Origin of the sequence: Krasilnikovia cinnamomea, from assembly GCF_004217545.1 — a bacterium.
GTDB classification, from domain to species: Bacteria; Actinomycetota; Actinomycetes; order Mycobacteriales; family Micromonosporaceae; genus Actinoplanes; species Actinoplanes cinnamomeus.
In genome coordinates, this window is sequence record NZ_SHKY01000001.1 from 5,369,417 (window position 1) to 5,382,667 (window position 13,251).

13 protein-coding genes are annotated in these 13,251 nt (G+C 71.9%); 7 read left to right on the top strand and 6 right to left on the bottom strand.

The window, feature by feature from the left end:
• Positions 1–4 precede the first annotated feature (4 nt).
• From EV385_RS24550 to EV385_RS24570, 5 genes are all read left to right on the top strand, one after another.
• Positions 5–1,201, top strand: a complete 1,197-nt coding sequence (locus EV385_RS24550) for a phosphoglycerate kinase (RefSeq protein ID WP_130511594.1) — start codon at positions 5–7, stop codon at positions 1,199–1,201.
• 2 nt (positions 1,202–1,203) lie between these two features.
• On the top strand, positions 1,204–1,992 hold the full coding sequence (gene tpiA / locus EV385_RS24555) for a triose-phosphate isomerase (protein ID WP_130511595.1): 789 nt from the start codon (positions 1,204–1,206) through the stop codon (positions 1,990–1,992).
• Positions 1,993–2,088: 96 nt separating this feature from the next.
• A complete protein-coding gene (gene secG / locus EV385_RS24560) occupies positions 2,089–2,346 on the top strand; it encodes a preprotein translocase subunit SecG (protein WP_130511596.1) in 258 nt (85 codons plus the stop codon).
• A gap of 177 nt (positions 2,347–2,523) precedes the next feature.
• On the top strand, positions 2,524–2,865 hold the full coding sequence (locus tag EV385_RS24565) for an RNA polymerase-binding protein RbpA (RefSeq protein WP_130511597.1): 342 nt from the start codon (positions 2,524–2,526) through the stop codon (positions 2,863–2,865).
• A gap of 124 nt (positions 2,866–2,989) precedes the next feature.
• Entirely contained in the window at positions 2,990–3,262 is a 273-nt protein-coding gene (locus EV385_RS24570; RefSeq protein WP_130511598.1) for a flagellar biosynthetic protein FliQ, read from the top strand.
• 249 nt (positions 3,263–3,511) lie between these two features.
• Here the strand turns inward: EV385_RS24570 and pgl are convergent, their stop codons facing one another.
• The 5 genes from pgl to tkt form a co-directional block, all read right to left on the bottom strand.
• Positions 3,512–4,282: a 6-phosphogluconolactonase gene (pgl, locus tag EV385_RS24575; protein WP_130511599.1), complete on the bottom strand. Its 771-nt coding sequence runs from the start codon at positions 4,280–4,282 to the stop codon at positions 3,512–3,514.
• 103 nt (positions 4,283–4,385) lie between these two features.
• Complete coding sequence (locus tag EV385_RS24580; RefSeq protein ID WP_130511600.1) at positions 4,386–5,402, bottom strand: glucose-6-phosphate dehydrogenase assembly protein OpcA; 1,017 nt, start codon at positions 5,400–5,402, stop codon at positions 4,386–4,388.
• Positions 5,399–6,916: a glucose-6-phosphate dehydrogenase gene (zwf, locus tag EV385_RS24585; protein WP_207229918.1), complete on the bottom strand. Its 1,518-nt coding sequence runs from the start codon at positions 6,914–6,916 to the stop codon at positions 5,399–5,401. Before zwf ends, EV385_RS24580 begins: the two co-directional genes overlap by 4 nt.
• A 93-nt stretch (positions 6,917–7,009) precedes the next feature.
• On the bottom strand, positions 7,010–8,155 hold the full coding sequence (tal, locus tag EV385_RS24590; protein ID WP_130511602.1) for a transaldolase: 1,146 nt from the start codon (positions 8,153–8,155) through the stop codon (positions 7,010–7,012).
• Positions 8,156–8,247: 92 nt separating this feature from the next.
• Positions 8,248–10,302, bottom strand: a complete 2,055-nt coding sequence (gene tkt, locus EV385_RS24595) for a transketolase (RefSeq protein WP_242625348.1) — start codon at positions 10,300–10,302, stop codon at positions 8,248–8,250.
• Positions 10,303–10,652: 350 nt separating this feature from the next.
• Between tkt and EV385_RS24600 the strand changes: the two genes are divergently transcribed.
• Positions 10,653–11,600, top strand: a complete 948-nt coding sequence (locus EV385_RS24600) for a heme o synthase (protein WP_130513535.1) — start codon at positions 10,653–10,655, stop codon at positions 11,598–11,600.
• Between the two features lie 227 nt (positions 11,601–11,827).
• The gene (locus tag EV385_RS24605; RefSeq protein WP_130511604.1) at positions 11,828–12,121 is read left to right on the top strand and encodes a hypothetical protein; all 294 of its coding nucleotides are present in this window, start codon (positions 11,828–11,830) and stop codon (positions 12,119–12,121) included.
• A gap of 110 nt (positions 12,122–12,231) precedes the next feature.
• Here the strand turns inward: EV385_RS24605 and EV385_RS24610 are convergent, their stop codons facing one another.
• The gene (locus EV385_RS24610) at positions 12,232–13,179 is read right to left on the bottom strand and encodes a COX15/CtaA family protein (RefSeq protein WP_242625052.1); all 948 of its coding nucleotides are present in this window, start codon (positions 13,177–13,179) and stop codon (positions 12,232–12,234) included.
• Positions 13,180–13,251 lie beyond the last annotated feature (72 nt).

Consider the following 13,251-nt stretch of genomic DNA (forward strand, 5'->3'; position numbering starts at 1 on the left):
CAGCGTGAAGACTCTCGACGACCTGCTCGGCGAGGGTGTCTCGGGTCGGCGCGTGCTCGTGCGCGCCGACCTGAACGTCCCCTTCGAGAAATCCAACCCGGGCACGATCAGCGACGACGGCCGCATCCGCGCGGTGCTGCCGACCCTGGTCGCGCTGCGCGACGCGGGCGCCCGCGTGGTGGTGTGCTCGCACCTGGGCCGCCCCAAGGGCGCGCCCGACCCCAAGTTCACGCTCGCGCCGGTCGCCGCGCGCCTCGGTGAGCTGCTCGGCTCGGCCGTGGTGTTCGCGTCCGACACGGTCGGCGCGGACGCGCAGGGCAAGGCGGCGGCACTGACCGACGGCCAGGTGCTGCTGCTGGAGAACCTGCGTTTCAACGCGGGCGAGACCAGCAAGGACGACGCCGAGCGCGGCGCGTTCGCCGACCAGCTCGCCGCGCTGGCGGACGCGTACGTCGACGACGCGTTCGGCGCGGTGCACCGCAAGCACGCCTCGGTGTACGACGTGCCCGCCCGGCTGCCGCACTACGCGGGCGGTCTGGTGCTGCGCGAGGTCGAGGTGCTCAAGAAGGTCACCGAGAGCCCGGAGCAGCCGTACGTGGTGGTGCTCGGCGGCTCGAAGGTCTCCGACAAGCTGGCGGTCATCAAGGCGCTGCTGCCCAAGGTCGACAAGCTGCTCGTGGGCGGCGGCATGTGCTTCACGTTCCTCAAGGCCCAGGGCCACGAGGTCGGCAAGTCGCTGCTCGAAGCCGACATGGTGCAGACCTGCGCCGACCTGCTGGAGCAGGCGCAGGGCCGGATCGTGCTGCCGGTTGACTTCGTCGCGGCGACGGAGTTCTCCGCCGACGCCGACCACGTCACCGTGCCCGCCTCGCAGATCCCGGCGGACCGGCTCGGCCTGGACATCGGCCCGGAGTCGGTGGCGCTGTTCGCCGAGGCGATCGGCGGCGCGAAGACGCTGTTCTGGAACGGCCCGATGGGCGTGTTCGAGCTGGCCCCGTTCGCCCCGGGCACCCGCGGGGTGGCCGAGGCCATCACCAAGATCGACGGGTTCTCGGTGGTCGGCGGCGGCGACTCGGCCGCGGCCGTGCGCACCCTCGGCCTGGACGAGACCGCCTTCGGGCACATCTCCACGGGCGGCGGCGCCTCCCTGGAGTACCTGGAGGGCAAGACCCTGCCCGGCGTCGCGGCCCTGGAGAAGTGACCATGACCGAAACCCGTCGGCCGATCATCGCCGGCAACTGGAAGATGAACCTCAACCACCTGGAGGCGATCCTCCTGGTGCAGAAGCTCGCGGCCAGCCTGCCCGAGCGGACCCTCGCCGAGGTCGAGGTCGTCGTGCTGCCGCCGTTCACGGCCCTGCGCAGCGTGCAGACCGCGATCGACGGCGACAAGCTGCAGCTCGGGTACGGCGCGCAGGACGTCTCCGCGCACGCCAGCGGGGCGTACACCGGGGAGATCTCCGGCGGGATGCTGGCGAAGCTGGGCTGCACGTACGTGGTGATCGGGCACTCCGAGCGCCGCCAGTACCACAACGAGGACGACGCCCTGGTCAACGCGAAGATCAAGGCGGCGTTCGCGGCCGAGCTCACGCCGATCTTCTGCGTGGGGGAGGGCCTGGAGATCCGGGAGGCCGGCAACCAGGTGTCGCACGTGCTGGCCCAGGTCGACGCGGGCCTGGACGGGCTCAAGGCCGAGCAGGTCAAGCAGACCGTCATCGCGTACGAGCCGGTGTGGGCCATCGGCACCGGCAAGACCGCCACCCCGGAGGACGCGCAGGAGGTCTGCGGCGCGATCCGGGCCCGGCTGACCGAGCGGCACGGCGCCGAGGTCGGCGAGGCCGTCCGGATCCAGTACGGCGGCTCGGTCAAGGCCAGCAACGCCGCCGCGATCATGGCGCAGCCGGACGTCGACGGCGCGCTCGTCGGCGGCGCCAGCCTGGACGCGGACGAATTCGCGGGGATCTGCCGGTTCTCGGAGCACGTGGGTCGTTAGCGGCGTTCGCGCCCGGCCGTCCCCGGGGCGGCCGGGCGCGGACGTGACCGCTATTGTTGGGGCGCTGCTGCGCCCGTCGAGAGGACGAAACCGACCATGCCGATCGCGTTCACGTACACGTTGATCGTGTTGCTTTTCATCACCAGCATCCTGCTGACCCTGCTGATCCTGCTGCACCGCGGCAAGGGCGGCGGCATGTCGAGCATGTTCGGTGGCGGCGTCACCTCCAGCCTGGCCGGCTCCAGCGTCGCGGAGAAGAACCTCGACCGCTACACCGTGCTGGTGGGCATCGTCTGGTTCGCCTGCATCGTCGGCCTCGGTCTCTGGCTGCGGGTCACCCAGTCCGGCGGCTGAAACGACACGAGTCGGTTACCCGCCGACACTTCTCCCGGTGGCCCGGGAGACGTAGACTCTGCCGCGCGGTCCGGTCTATCCCGGGTCGCGCGGTTCTTTCCTCGGGGTCCCGTAACGGGGGATCTCCCGCCGCTTCGGCGGTGAAGTATGACGCCCCTCGAGACAGGAGTGACATCCGTGTCCAGTGGCAGTGCGATCCGCGGCAGCCGCGTCGGCTCCAGCCCGATGCGCCCGGACGAGCGCAGCGAACCCGCACCCCGGCGCGAGGTCACCTACTGGTGCGCCACGGGCCACCGGGTCGAGGTGCGCTTCGCCGCCGAGGCCCCCTTGCCGGAGACGTGGGACTGCCCCCGCTGCGGGCAGCCCGCCGGCCTGGACCGGCAGAACCCGCCGGGTCGTAGCCGGGTCGAGCCGTACAAGTCGCACCTGGCGTACGTGAAGGAGCGTCGCTCGGACGCCGACGGCGAGGCGATCCTCGCCGAGGCCCTCGCGAAGGTGCGCCAGCGCCGCGGCGAGTGACCGGCGGCGCGTGACCGTTGGCGGCGTCGCGGCACTTGAGGGATCCGGCGGGGCGAACCCAACGGCAACCCGCGTGCGCCCGTTCGGCGCTCTTCGGCCGCGCCCAGCGCCCGAACGGGATGGCATGACCGACACGATGATCGTTGAGCTGGCCATGCAGGCACTGACCATCGCCACCAAGATGTCCGCGCCGATCCTGTTGACCGCGCTGCTGATCGGCTTCGCGATCTCGCTGTTCCAGTCCGTCACCCAGATCCAGGAGGCGACCCTGTCCTTCGTGCCCAAGGCGGCCGGGGTCGGGGTGGCGCTGCTGGTCAGCGGCAACTGGATGCTGCACGAGATGGTCACCTACACGACCCAGCTGTTCGACAAGGTGCCGCAGCTCCTCGCCGCCTGACGGCAGGCGGCCGGGCCGCGCACCGGCCCGTCAGCCTGCTGGCTACCCGGGGCCCGGCGGCACCCACGGCAGTACCAGGTCCGGCAGCAGGCGGAAGCCCTCGACGAACACCCCCGGCCATCACGTCGTCCGTGACGTACAGGCGCAGGCCGTGCCGCTGCGCGAGGCGGCGGGCGACCGTGGACTTGCCCGCGCCACTGCCCCCGCCGATCCAGTACGCGTGCGCCAGCGGCGCCGCGGCCTCCGTGCTCAGCGCAGGCTACGCAGCTTCGACGGGACGTTCGCGGCGGCGGCCCGGTCCAGCAGCCACAACGTACGGTCGGTGCCGGTCGCCCCGGCCGCGGGCAGCTGCTTGGGCCCGGCCCCGCTGATCGCCATGCCGACCGCGGCGGCCTTGTCCGGTCCCGCCGCGACCAGCCACACCTCCTCGGCACTCTGGATCGTCGGCAGGGTCAGCGTGACCCGGGTCGGCGGTGGCTTCGGGCTGTTGTGCACCGGCGCGGTGGTGCCGGTCGCGTGGTACACCGGGTGCTCCGGGAAGATCGACGCCACGTGGCCGTCCTCGCCGACGCCCAGCATGAGCACGTCGAAGTGCGGCAGTTCGGAGCTGCCCGGCTTGGCGGCGGCGGCCAGCTCGCGGGCGTACCGGGCGGCGGCCGCGGCCGCGTCGTCGCCGTCCGGGCCGCCGGCGGCGGGCATCGGGTGCACCCGGGCCGGGTCCAGCGACAGAGCGTCCAGCAGGGCCTCGCGGGCCTGGGTCTCGTTGCGCTCCGGGTCACCGGCGGGCAGGAACCGCTCGTCGCCCCACCACAGGTCGACGTGCGTCCAGTCGATCGCGTCCGCGGCGGGCAGCTCCCGGACCGCGCGCAGCACCTTCGCGGCGACCCGGCCGCCGGTCAGCACGATGCTGGCCCAGCCCCGCTCGGCCTGCGCGTCGATGATCTTCACAACCAGCCGCGCCGCCACGGCCGACGCCAGGATCTCGGCGTCGGGGACGACCACCACAACCGTCTCGCTCATGTTCTCCCTTGTCATGACGAGGTCGTGCGGTACGCCGCACGCCCCCGGTGTTTCGGCACGGACCGGGACACGGCACCGGCCCGGCCACGCTCGCGGCGCCGGGTCAGACGGGCGAACCGCCGGGCCCCGCCATGGCGCCCTCCACGGCCCCGGCCCGCTCGGCGAGCGCCGGATCCTTCCACACGTGCACCCGCATCGCGTGGCGCTGATCGAGGTCGGGGATGCCCGCCATCGCGCCGAGCGCGTCGGCGTAGACCTGGTCGGCGTCGAGCCGCCGCAACTCCTCCGCCAGCTCGTCACCGACGGGACGCTTCGGCAGCGGCATGTACCGGTCCTCCTGGCCGGTACGGCTGAACAGCGCCGTGCCCTCCTCGCGGGTCACGGTCACGCAGTCGCCGTTGGCGCACTGCAACTGCACCGACTGCATCCGCGGCGCCCGGTCGGTGTGCTCCCACTCCGGGTCGATGTGCAGCCGCGACTTGAGCCAGCCGGACATCAGCGCGGCCGTCGGGTCGGTACGCGGCGCCACGATCTTCGCGCCGACGACCTCCTCCTCGGTGGTGTCGAACGCGCCCGCGACCAGGGTGCGCCACAGGGTGATCCGGGTCCAGGTGAGGTCGGTGTCGCCGGGGGCGTAGTCGTGGGCCCGCTGCACCAGCGCGGCCACCGGGTCGGGCGCCTGCTTCGAGTCGGTGATCCGGCGGTCGGCGACCACGCCGAGGAAGTCGTTCGCGATCATCTCGGGTGGCTCGCCGTGCCACCACGTCACCACGGGCACGTCCGGGGCCAGCAGCGGCATGACCACCGACTCGGCGTGCAGGGCGAGCCGGCCGTACATGCGCATGACGACCGCCTCGGCGGGCCCGAGCCGGCCGCCCACGACGATCTCCGCGTCCAGGCGGCTGCGGCCCTCCAGATCCGAGCGGACCACGATGAGCAGGCGGCACGGGTGCGCCGCGGCGGCGATCGTGGCGGCGGCCTCGGCCTCGCGGACCATCTTCTCCTCGACCACGGCCACCAGGGTCAGCGCGAGACCGCTGGCCACCCCGCCCGCGGAGCGGCGTTCGGCGGCGAGGGCCTTGACCACCTCGTTGCCGGTGGTGTCCCACAACCCGATCATGCTCGCCTCCAGGCGCGGCCCTCGCGGGCCAGCATCTCGTCGGACGCCCGGGGGCCCCACTCGCCGGACCGGTACGGCTCCGGGGTGGTCCCGGCCCACGCCGCCTCCAGCGGGTCGATCACCCGCCAGCTCTGCTCCACCTCGGCCGCGTCCGGGAACAGGGTCCGGTCGCCGACCAGGACGTCGAGCACGAGCCGCTCGTACGCCTCGGGGCTGGACTCGGTGAACGCCTCGCCGTACTGGAAGTCCATCGCGATGTCGCGGACCTCCATCGTGGTGCCCGGCACCTTGGAACCGAACTTCAGCACCACGCCCTCGTCGGGCTGGACCCGGATGACGAGCTGGTTGTTGCCCAGCATCTCCACGTCGGCGGGGTTGAACGGCAGGTGCGGCGCCTTCTTGAACAGGATCGCGATCTCGGTCACCCGGCGCGGCATCCGCTTACCGACCCGGACGAAGAACGGCACCCCGGCCCAGCGGCGGTTCTGGATGCCCAGCCGCACGGCCACATAGGTCTCCGTGGTGGAGTCGGGGGGTACGCCCTTCTCCTCCAGGTAGCCGACGGCGCGCTCGCCGGCCACCCAGCCGGGCAGGTACTGGCCGCGTACGGAACCGTGCGCGATGTCCGCGGGCAGGCTGATCGCCTTGAGCACCTTCAGCTTCTCGGCGCGGATCTCGTTGGGGTCGAAGCTGGTCGGCTCCTCCATGCCCACCAGCGCCAGCAGTTGCAGCAGGTGGTTCTGCAGCACGTCGCGGGCGGCCCCGGCGGAGTCGTAGAACGCGGCGCGGGTGCCGATGCCGACGTCCTCGGCCATGGTGATCTGGACACTGTCGACGTACTTGGAGTTCCACACCGGCTCGAACAGGTTGTTCGCGAAGCGCAGGGCCAGGATGTTCTGGACCGTCTCCTTGCCCAGGTAGTGGTCGATGCGGAAGACGTCCTGCGGGGTGAAGACCTCGTCGACGAGCTGGTTGAGCTGCATCGCGGTCTTCAGGTCGTTGCCGAACGGCTTCTCCACGACGACCCGGCGCCAGCCGCCGGACTTGGCGTTGTCGGCCATGCCGGTGCGGTTGAGCTGGTTGAGCACCATCGGGAACGCGGCCGGCGGGATGGAGAAGTAGAACGCGGCGTTGCCCGCGATGCCGTTGCGCTCGCGCAGGTCGTCTAGCGTCGTGGCCAGCTGGTCGAACGCGGCGTCGTCGTCGAACGAACCGGGCACGAACTGGAACTGGCTGGCCAGCCGCTGCCACACGTCCTCGCGCCACGGGGTGCGGGCGCCGTTCTTGGCCGCCTGGTAGGCCAGGGACTCGAAGTCCCCGTCGCCCCAGTCGCGGCGGGCGAAGCCCAGGACCACGAAGCCGGGCGGCAGCAGGCCGCGGTTGGCGAGGTCGTAGACCGCCGGAATGAGCTTCTTGCGGGACAGGTCGCCGGTCACCCCGAAGATCACCAGAGCGCACGGCTCCGGGATCCGGGGCAGGCGACGGTCCTGTGGTGCGCGCAGCGGATTACCCACGTGTCCCATCCTGCCAGCTTGTGGTGCCCCCGTACGGTGGCGGGCCGGGGTTGGACCGCCCGGCCGGGAAGACCGGCCGGGCGGACGGGAACCTCAGGCGCTCTTCGCGGCGTCGCTGGGGTGTGCGGCGCCCTGGGCGGCCGCGCGCAGCGACTTGCCGACGCCGTCGAGCAGCTCGACCCAGCTCGCCTCGAACTTCTCGACGCCCTCCTCCTCCAGTACCCGCACGACGTCGTCGTAGTCGATGCCGAGCGCGGCCAGGTCGGCGAGGACCTTGCGAGCGGAGTCGTACGCACCGGTCACGGTGTCGCCGCGGACCGTGCCGTGATCCTCGAACGCGAAGATCACCGACTCGGGCATGGTGTTGACCGTCCCGGGGGCGATGAGCTCCTCGACGTAGATCGTGTCCGGGAAGTCCGGGTTCTTGGTCGAGGTGGACGCCCACAGCGGACGCTGCGGGTGCGCGCCCGCGTCGGCCAGCTTCTGCCAGCGGTCGGTCGCGAACACCTCGGTGTACGCCTCGTACGCCAGCCGCGCGTTGGCGATCGCGGCCTTGCCCCGCATCGCCCTGGCCTCGTCCGTGCCGATCTTGTCGAGCCGCTTGTCGACCTCCGTGTCCACCCGGGACACGAAGAACGACGCCACCGAGCCGATCTTCGTGAGGTCGTGGCCGTTCGCCTTGGCCTGCTCCAGGCCGGACAGGAACGCGTCCATGACCGCCCGGTACCGCTCCAGCGAGAAGATCAGCGTCACGTTGACGCTGATCCCCGCGGCCAGGGTGGCGGTGATCGCGGGCAGGCCCGCCTCGGTCGCCGGGATCTTGATGAACAGGTTCGGCCGGTCCACCAGCCACCACAGCGTGCGCGCCTCGGCGGCGGTCTTCGCGGTCTCGTACGCCAGCCGCGGGTCCACCTCGATGGACACCCGGCCGTCGACCCCGCCCGACGCGTCGTACGCGGGCCGCATCACGTCGCACGCCCAGCGCACGTCGTAGCCGGTGAGCAGGCGTACCGCCTCCTCCACCGTGACGCCCTGGGTGCCCAGGTCGCGCAGCTGCTCGTCGTACGCGTCGGCGTCCGCGAGGGCCTTGGCGAAGATGGTCGGGTTGGTGGTCACGCCCACCACGTGCTGCTCACGGCGCATCTTGTCCAGCGAGCCGCTCGTCAGCCGCACCCGGGATAGATCGTCAAGCCAGACCGCCACACCTGCGGCGGACAGCTCTGCCAGCCTGTCGGTCATCGCGCTACCTCATTTCTTGGTCGTGCACTGCGGCGAACCGTCTAGGCAGCTCAGTTTCCGAGCTGGTAGTACGGCCAAACCGCCTGTGAAGATCAGTTGCCGGTGGTCGTACCGGTGATCTCGCCGACCTTCGCGAGGGCGGCGTGGGCCTTGGCCACCACGTTGTCCGCGGTGAACCCGAACTGTTCGAACAGCACTCCGGCCGGGGCGCTGGCGCCGTAGTGCTCGATGCTGACCGCCTCGCCGCAGTCGCCCAGGATGCGGTGCCAGCTCAGGGAGATCCCGGCCTCCACACTGACCCGGGCCTTGACCCCGTGCGGCAGCACCTGCTGCTGGTACGCGGTGTCCTGCGCGAAGAACCACTCCTGGCAGGGCATCGACACGACCCGGGTCGGGGTGCCGTCGGCCTCCAGGCGCTCCTGGGCGATGAGGCAGTACTGCACCTCGGAGCCGGTGCCGATGAGGATCACCTGCGGCTGCCCACCGGTGGCCTCGGAGATGATGTAGCCGCCCTTGAGGACGCCCGCGGCGGAGGCGTACCGGTCGCGGTCGATCGTGGGCAGCGCCTGGCGGCTCAGCGCCAGCGCGGTCGGCCGGTCGGTGTGCTCCAGCGCGCCGCGCCACGCCCACGCGGTCTCGTTCGCGTCGGCGGGGCGGACCACGTCGAGGCCGGGGATGGCGCGCAGCGCGGTCAGGTGCTCCACCGGCTGGTGGGTGGGGCCGTCCTCGCCCAGGCCGATCGAGTCGTGCGTCCACACGTACGTCACGGGCAGCTTCATCAGGGCGGCCAGCCGGACCGCGGGGCGCATGTAGTCGCTGAACACGAGGAACGTGCCGCCGTAGGGGCGGGTGCCGCCGTGCAGCACGATGCCGTTGAGGATGGCGCCCATCGCGTGCTCGCGGATGCCGAAGTGCAGCGTACGGCCGTACTCGTGGCCGGGGAACGCCTTGGTGGCGTGCTCGGCCGGGATGAACGACGGCTCGCCCTTCATCGTGGTGTTGTTGCTCTCGGCCAGGTCGGCCGAGCCGCCCCACAGCTCCGGCAGCACGGGGGCGAGCGCCTCGAGCACCTTGCCGGAGGCGGCCCGGGTGGCGATGCCCTTGGCGTCGGCGGGGAACTCCGGCAGCGCGTCGGCCCAGCCGTCGGGCAGGGTGCGTGCGGCCAGCCGGTCGAACAGCGCGCGCGCCTCCGGGTTCGCCGCGGCCCAGGCGTCGAAGTCGCGCTGCCACCGCGCGTGCGCGTCGCGGCCGCGCGTGACGACCTCGCGGGCGTGCGCGAGGACCTTCTCGTCGACCGCGAAGCTGCCCTGCGGGTCGAAGCCGAGGATCTCCTTGGTGGCGGCCACCTCGTCGGCGCCCAGCGCCGAGCCGTGGATCTTGCCGGTGTTCTGCTTGTTCGGCGCGGGCCAGCCGATGATCGTGCGCAGCGCGATGAACGACGGCCGGTCGGTCTCGGCGCGGCTGGCCTGCAGCGCCGCGTACAGCGCCGCGACGTCCTCGTGGTACTCACCGTCGGCGGGGTCCCCGCCGCGCCAGTCCACGGTCTGCACGTGCCAGCCGTACGCCGCGTACCGGGCGGCGACGTCCTCGCTCTTGGCGATGCGGGTGTCGTCCTCGATCGAGATCTCGTTGTCGTCCCAGATCAGCGTGAGGTTGCCCAGCTGCTGGGTGCCGGCCAGCGCGCTGGCCTCGTGGCTGATGCCCTCCTCGATGTCACCGTCCGAGGCGATCGCCCAGATGTGGTGGTCGAACGGGGACTGTCCGGGCTCGGCGGTGGGGTCGAACAGGCCGCGCTCGCGGCGGGCCGCCATCGCCATGCCGACCGCGTTGCCGATGCCCTGTCCGAGCGGGCCGGTGGTGGTCTCCACGCCGGGGGTGTGCCCGTGCTCGGGGTGACCGGGGGTGAGTGACCCCCACTGCCGCAGCGAGGCCAGGTCATCCAGTGACAGGCCGTAGCCGTTGAGGTAGAGCTGGATGTAGAGGGTGAGGCTGGAGTGCCCGCACGACAGCACGAAGCGGTCGCGCCCCGGCCAGGCCGGATCGGTCGGGTCGTGCCGCATGACCCGGTTGAACAACAGGTAGGCCGCGGGGGCGAGGCTCATGGCGGTGCCGGGGTGACCGTTGCCGGCCTTCTCGACGGCGTCCATCGCCAGGACACGGACGGTGTCGACCGCCCGCCGGTCGAGGTCGGACCAGTTCAAAGCATCTGTGCCAGCCACGTCGGTTCTGCTCCTCGGGGCGTCTCGGGGGACCCTTCGTGCTCGACCCTATCCATTACCCGTGAACGCCCGCCCCATGAACCTGGTAGGCCCATAGGCTGAGAGCGGACAGGCGTCGCGGCCCGGTTCCCTGGTCGCCATGTGTGACGCCCTGCACCCGGGACGGGTCCTCCGGCCGGCCGTATGGGCTGCGCGTAGTCTGTCCGAGCGTGCCGTCGGCCCCGCCGGCTCGGGGCGCGCAAGTCCGCGCCGATGCCGGAAGGTGGCTGTCCGTGAGCATGATCACCGAGCGTCCCCAGGGGCAGCCGTCCAGCGAGGCGGCGTCGTTCCCGGCGGGCGGTTCGGCGGCGCGCCGCGATGTCCGGGCGGTGCTGCGGGCCTATGTCGCGCTCACCAAGCCGCGCATCGTGGAACTGCTGCTGGTCACGACGGTCCCGGCGATGATGCTGGCCGCGGGCGGGTGGCCGGACCTGGGCCTGGTCGCGGTGGTGCTGGTCGGCGGCTCGCTGGCCGCCGGCGCGGCGAGCGCGCTGAACTGCTACCTCGACCGCGACATCGACCAGCTGATGCGGCGCACGAAGCGGCGCCCGCTGCCGGCGCACACGGTGACGCCGCGCGCGGCGCTGGTGTTCGGGCTGGTCCTGGCGGCGGTGTCGCTGGTGCTGATGGCCGCGTTCACGAACTGGCTGGCGACCGCGCTGACCGCGGCCGCGATCGCGTACTACGACCTCGTCTACACGCTGTGGCTCAAGCGCCGTACCTCGCAGAACACCTTCTGGGGCGGGGTGTGTGGGGCGGCCCCGGTGCTGATCGGCTGGGCCGCGGTGACGGGCTCGCTGGCCCCCGGCGGGTGGGCGCTTTTTGCGGTTGTCTTCTTTTGGCAGATGCCGCATTTCTACGCGCTCGCGATCACGTACAAGGACGACTATGCCCGGGCCGGAATCCCGATGCTCCCGGTGGTCCGCTCCGCGCGCCGGGTCAACAACGAGATCCTGCTCTGGACCGTGGTGACGGTCGCCGCCTCGCTGGCCGCCTGGCCGCTGGGCCTGGGCATCGTCTACGGCGTGACCGCGATCGTGACCGGCGCGCTGTTCCTCGGCGAGGCGCTCATGCTCGTGCGCCGGGGACGCCGTGGGGAGCCGCTCAAGCCGATGCGGCTGTTCCACTGGTCCGTCACCTACCTGACGATCCTGTTCATCGCGGTCGCGATCGACGCCCTGCGCTGAGGCCGGGCGACCGGGCCGCCGCGCGGTGGCCACGGCCGGCAGGTTACGGGGTGACGCGCGGTCGGGTGACCGAATCGCGCTCGTTCGGAGGAACCGCGGCGGTTGTGCAATTCGGGCGCAATTGGTGCATACCAATGCCGTGATCACCTATCGCCGCAGGTAATTGGCGTCACAAAAATCGTCGACGGGCGCGTGCTCCCGCCCGGAGTCTGCTTAGGCTGCCCCTCATGGCACAAGGTTCCGATACGACACTGACCGCCGGCATCCGGTCGTTCGCCGTGGGACACGGCGGCGCCAAGGCGGTCATCGAGTACGTCGGCAAGCGTGGCGCCCGCATCGTCCTGGTCGGTGAGGACGGCGCTTGGACCGACCAGTTCGCCGACGGCACCGACGTCGCCCGCCAGGCCTGCGAGGTCGCGGGAGTCGAAGTTCAGAACGAGTGGGAGCGCGAGCTGATGGAGCAGATGCGCCCCAGCGGCGACCTGTGGCGCTCGATGTCGCGCCGGAGCATGGCCCGCTGACCCCGCGGGGCACAGCACGCCGTTGACCTGATCCTGTCCAGTCCCGCGACCCGGGAGCGATCCCGGGTCGCCCTGCCCACCCCCCGCCGCGCTCCCGGCGCCGGGAAGGGTCAGTGAGCCGCAGGCACCGGGCTGACGGGTTCGGCCGGGGTGGCCGCAGACGCCGCCGATTCCGGGGCGGCGAGCGCCGGGGGGCGTTCGCGCAGACTCCACAGCACGGCCAGGGTGCCCACCCAGACCAGGCAGGCGCCGAGCATGTGCGCACCCACCAGCAGCACCGGCAGGTGCGTGAAGTACTGCACGAAGCCGATCAGCCCCTGGGCCAGCTCGACCGCCACGAGCACCGCCGCCGCCCGGACCGCGGCCTGCGGTGCGCCCACGGCGCGCAGCGCGAACCACAGCGCCACGGTCAGTCCGAGCAGCAGGAACACCAGGTCGGCGTGGGCCTGAGAGATCATCTCCGGGTCCAGCCCGTTGCGCCGGGCGTGTTCGTCGCCCGCGTGCGGGCCGCTGCCGGTCACCACCACGCCGACCACGATCACGGCCGCGCTGACCACCGCGGTCAGCCGGGCCAGCGTGCGCAGCGGCGCGGCCACCAGCGGCCGGGCCGGGCCGTCGCCCTCGCCGGTGCGCCGCCACAGCGCGTACGCGAGCGCGATCAGCGCCATGGAGAGCAGGAAGTGCAGCCCGACCACCCACGGGTTGAGGTCGGTGAGCACGGTGATGCCGCCGATCACGCCCTGGCCGGGGATGCCCAGGCCGATGACCAGCGACAGCAGCACCAGGGAGCGGCGCCGGGGTCGCTGCCAGAGCGCGGCCAGGAAGCAGGCCAGGGCGATCAGGGCCAGGGCGATGCTCAGCAGCCGGTTGCCGAATTCGATCGCGCCGTGCACACCCATGGCGGCGGTCGTCGTGTACGAGGCGTCGGTGCACCGGGGCCACGTGGGGCAGCCCAGCCCGGAGCCGGTCAGGCGGACCGCGGCACCGGTGACGACCAGCGCGATGTTGGCCACCAGGCTCGCCAGGGCGAGGGGGCGCAGGGGGGCGCGGAAGCTCACCTCCCGGATCGTACGCGTAGATTTGATCTTGTTTGCGCGCGCTGGTCGGCGGCGGTGTCCTGGATCACCGGG

Excerpts from the sequence above, each read along its gene's own strand:
- tpiA (WP_130511595.1), top strand. The coding sequence starts at position 1,204 with ATGACCGAAACCCGTCGGCCGATCATCGCCGGCAACTGGAAGATGAAC.
- secG (WP_130511596.1), top strand. The coding sequence starts at position 2,089 with ATGCCGATCGCGTTCACGTACACGTTGATCGTGTTGCTTTTCATCACC.
- EV385_RS24570 (WP_130511598.1), top strand. The coding sequence starts at position 2,990 with ATGACCGACACGATGATCGTTGAGCTGGCCATGCAGGCACTGACCATC.
- pgl (WP_130511599.1), bottom strand. The coding sequence starts at position 4,282 with ATGAGCGAGACGGTTGTGGTGGTCGTCCCCGACGCCGAGATCCTGGCG.
- EV385_RS24580 (WP_130511600.1), bottom strand. The coding sequence starts at position 5,402 with ATGATCGGGTTGTGGGACACCACCGGCAACGAGGTGGTCAAGGCCCTC.
- tal (WP_130511602.1), bottom strand. The coding sequence starts at position 8,155 with ATGACCGACAGGCTGGCAGAGCTGTCCGCCGCAGGTGTGGCGGTCTGG.
- tkt (WP_242625348.1), bottom strand. The coding sequence starts at position 10,302 with ATGGACGCCGTCGAGAAGGCCGGCAACGGTCACCCCGGCACCGCCATG.
- EV385_RS24600 (WP_130513535.1), top strand. The coding sequence starts at position 10,653 with ATGATCACCGAGCGTCCCCAGGGGCAGCCGTCCAGCGAGGCGGCGTCG.
- EV385_RS24605 (WP_130511604.1), top strand. The coding sequence starts at position 11,828 with ATGGCACAAGGTTCCGATACGACACTGACCGCCGGCATCCGGTCGTTC.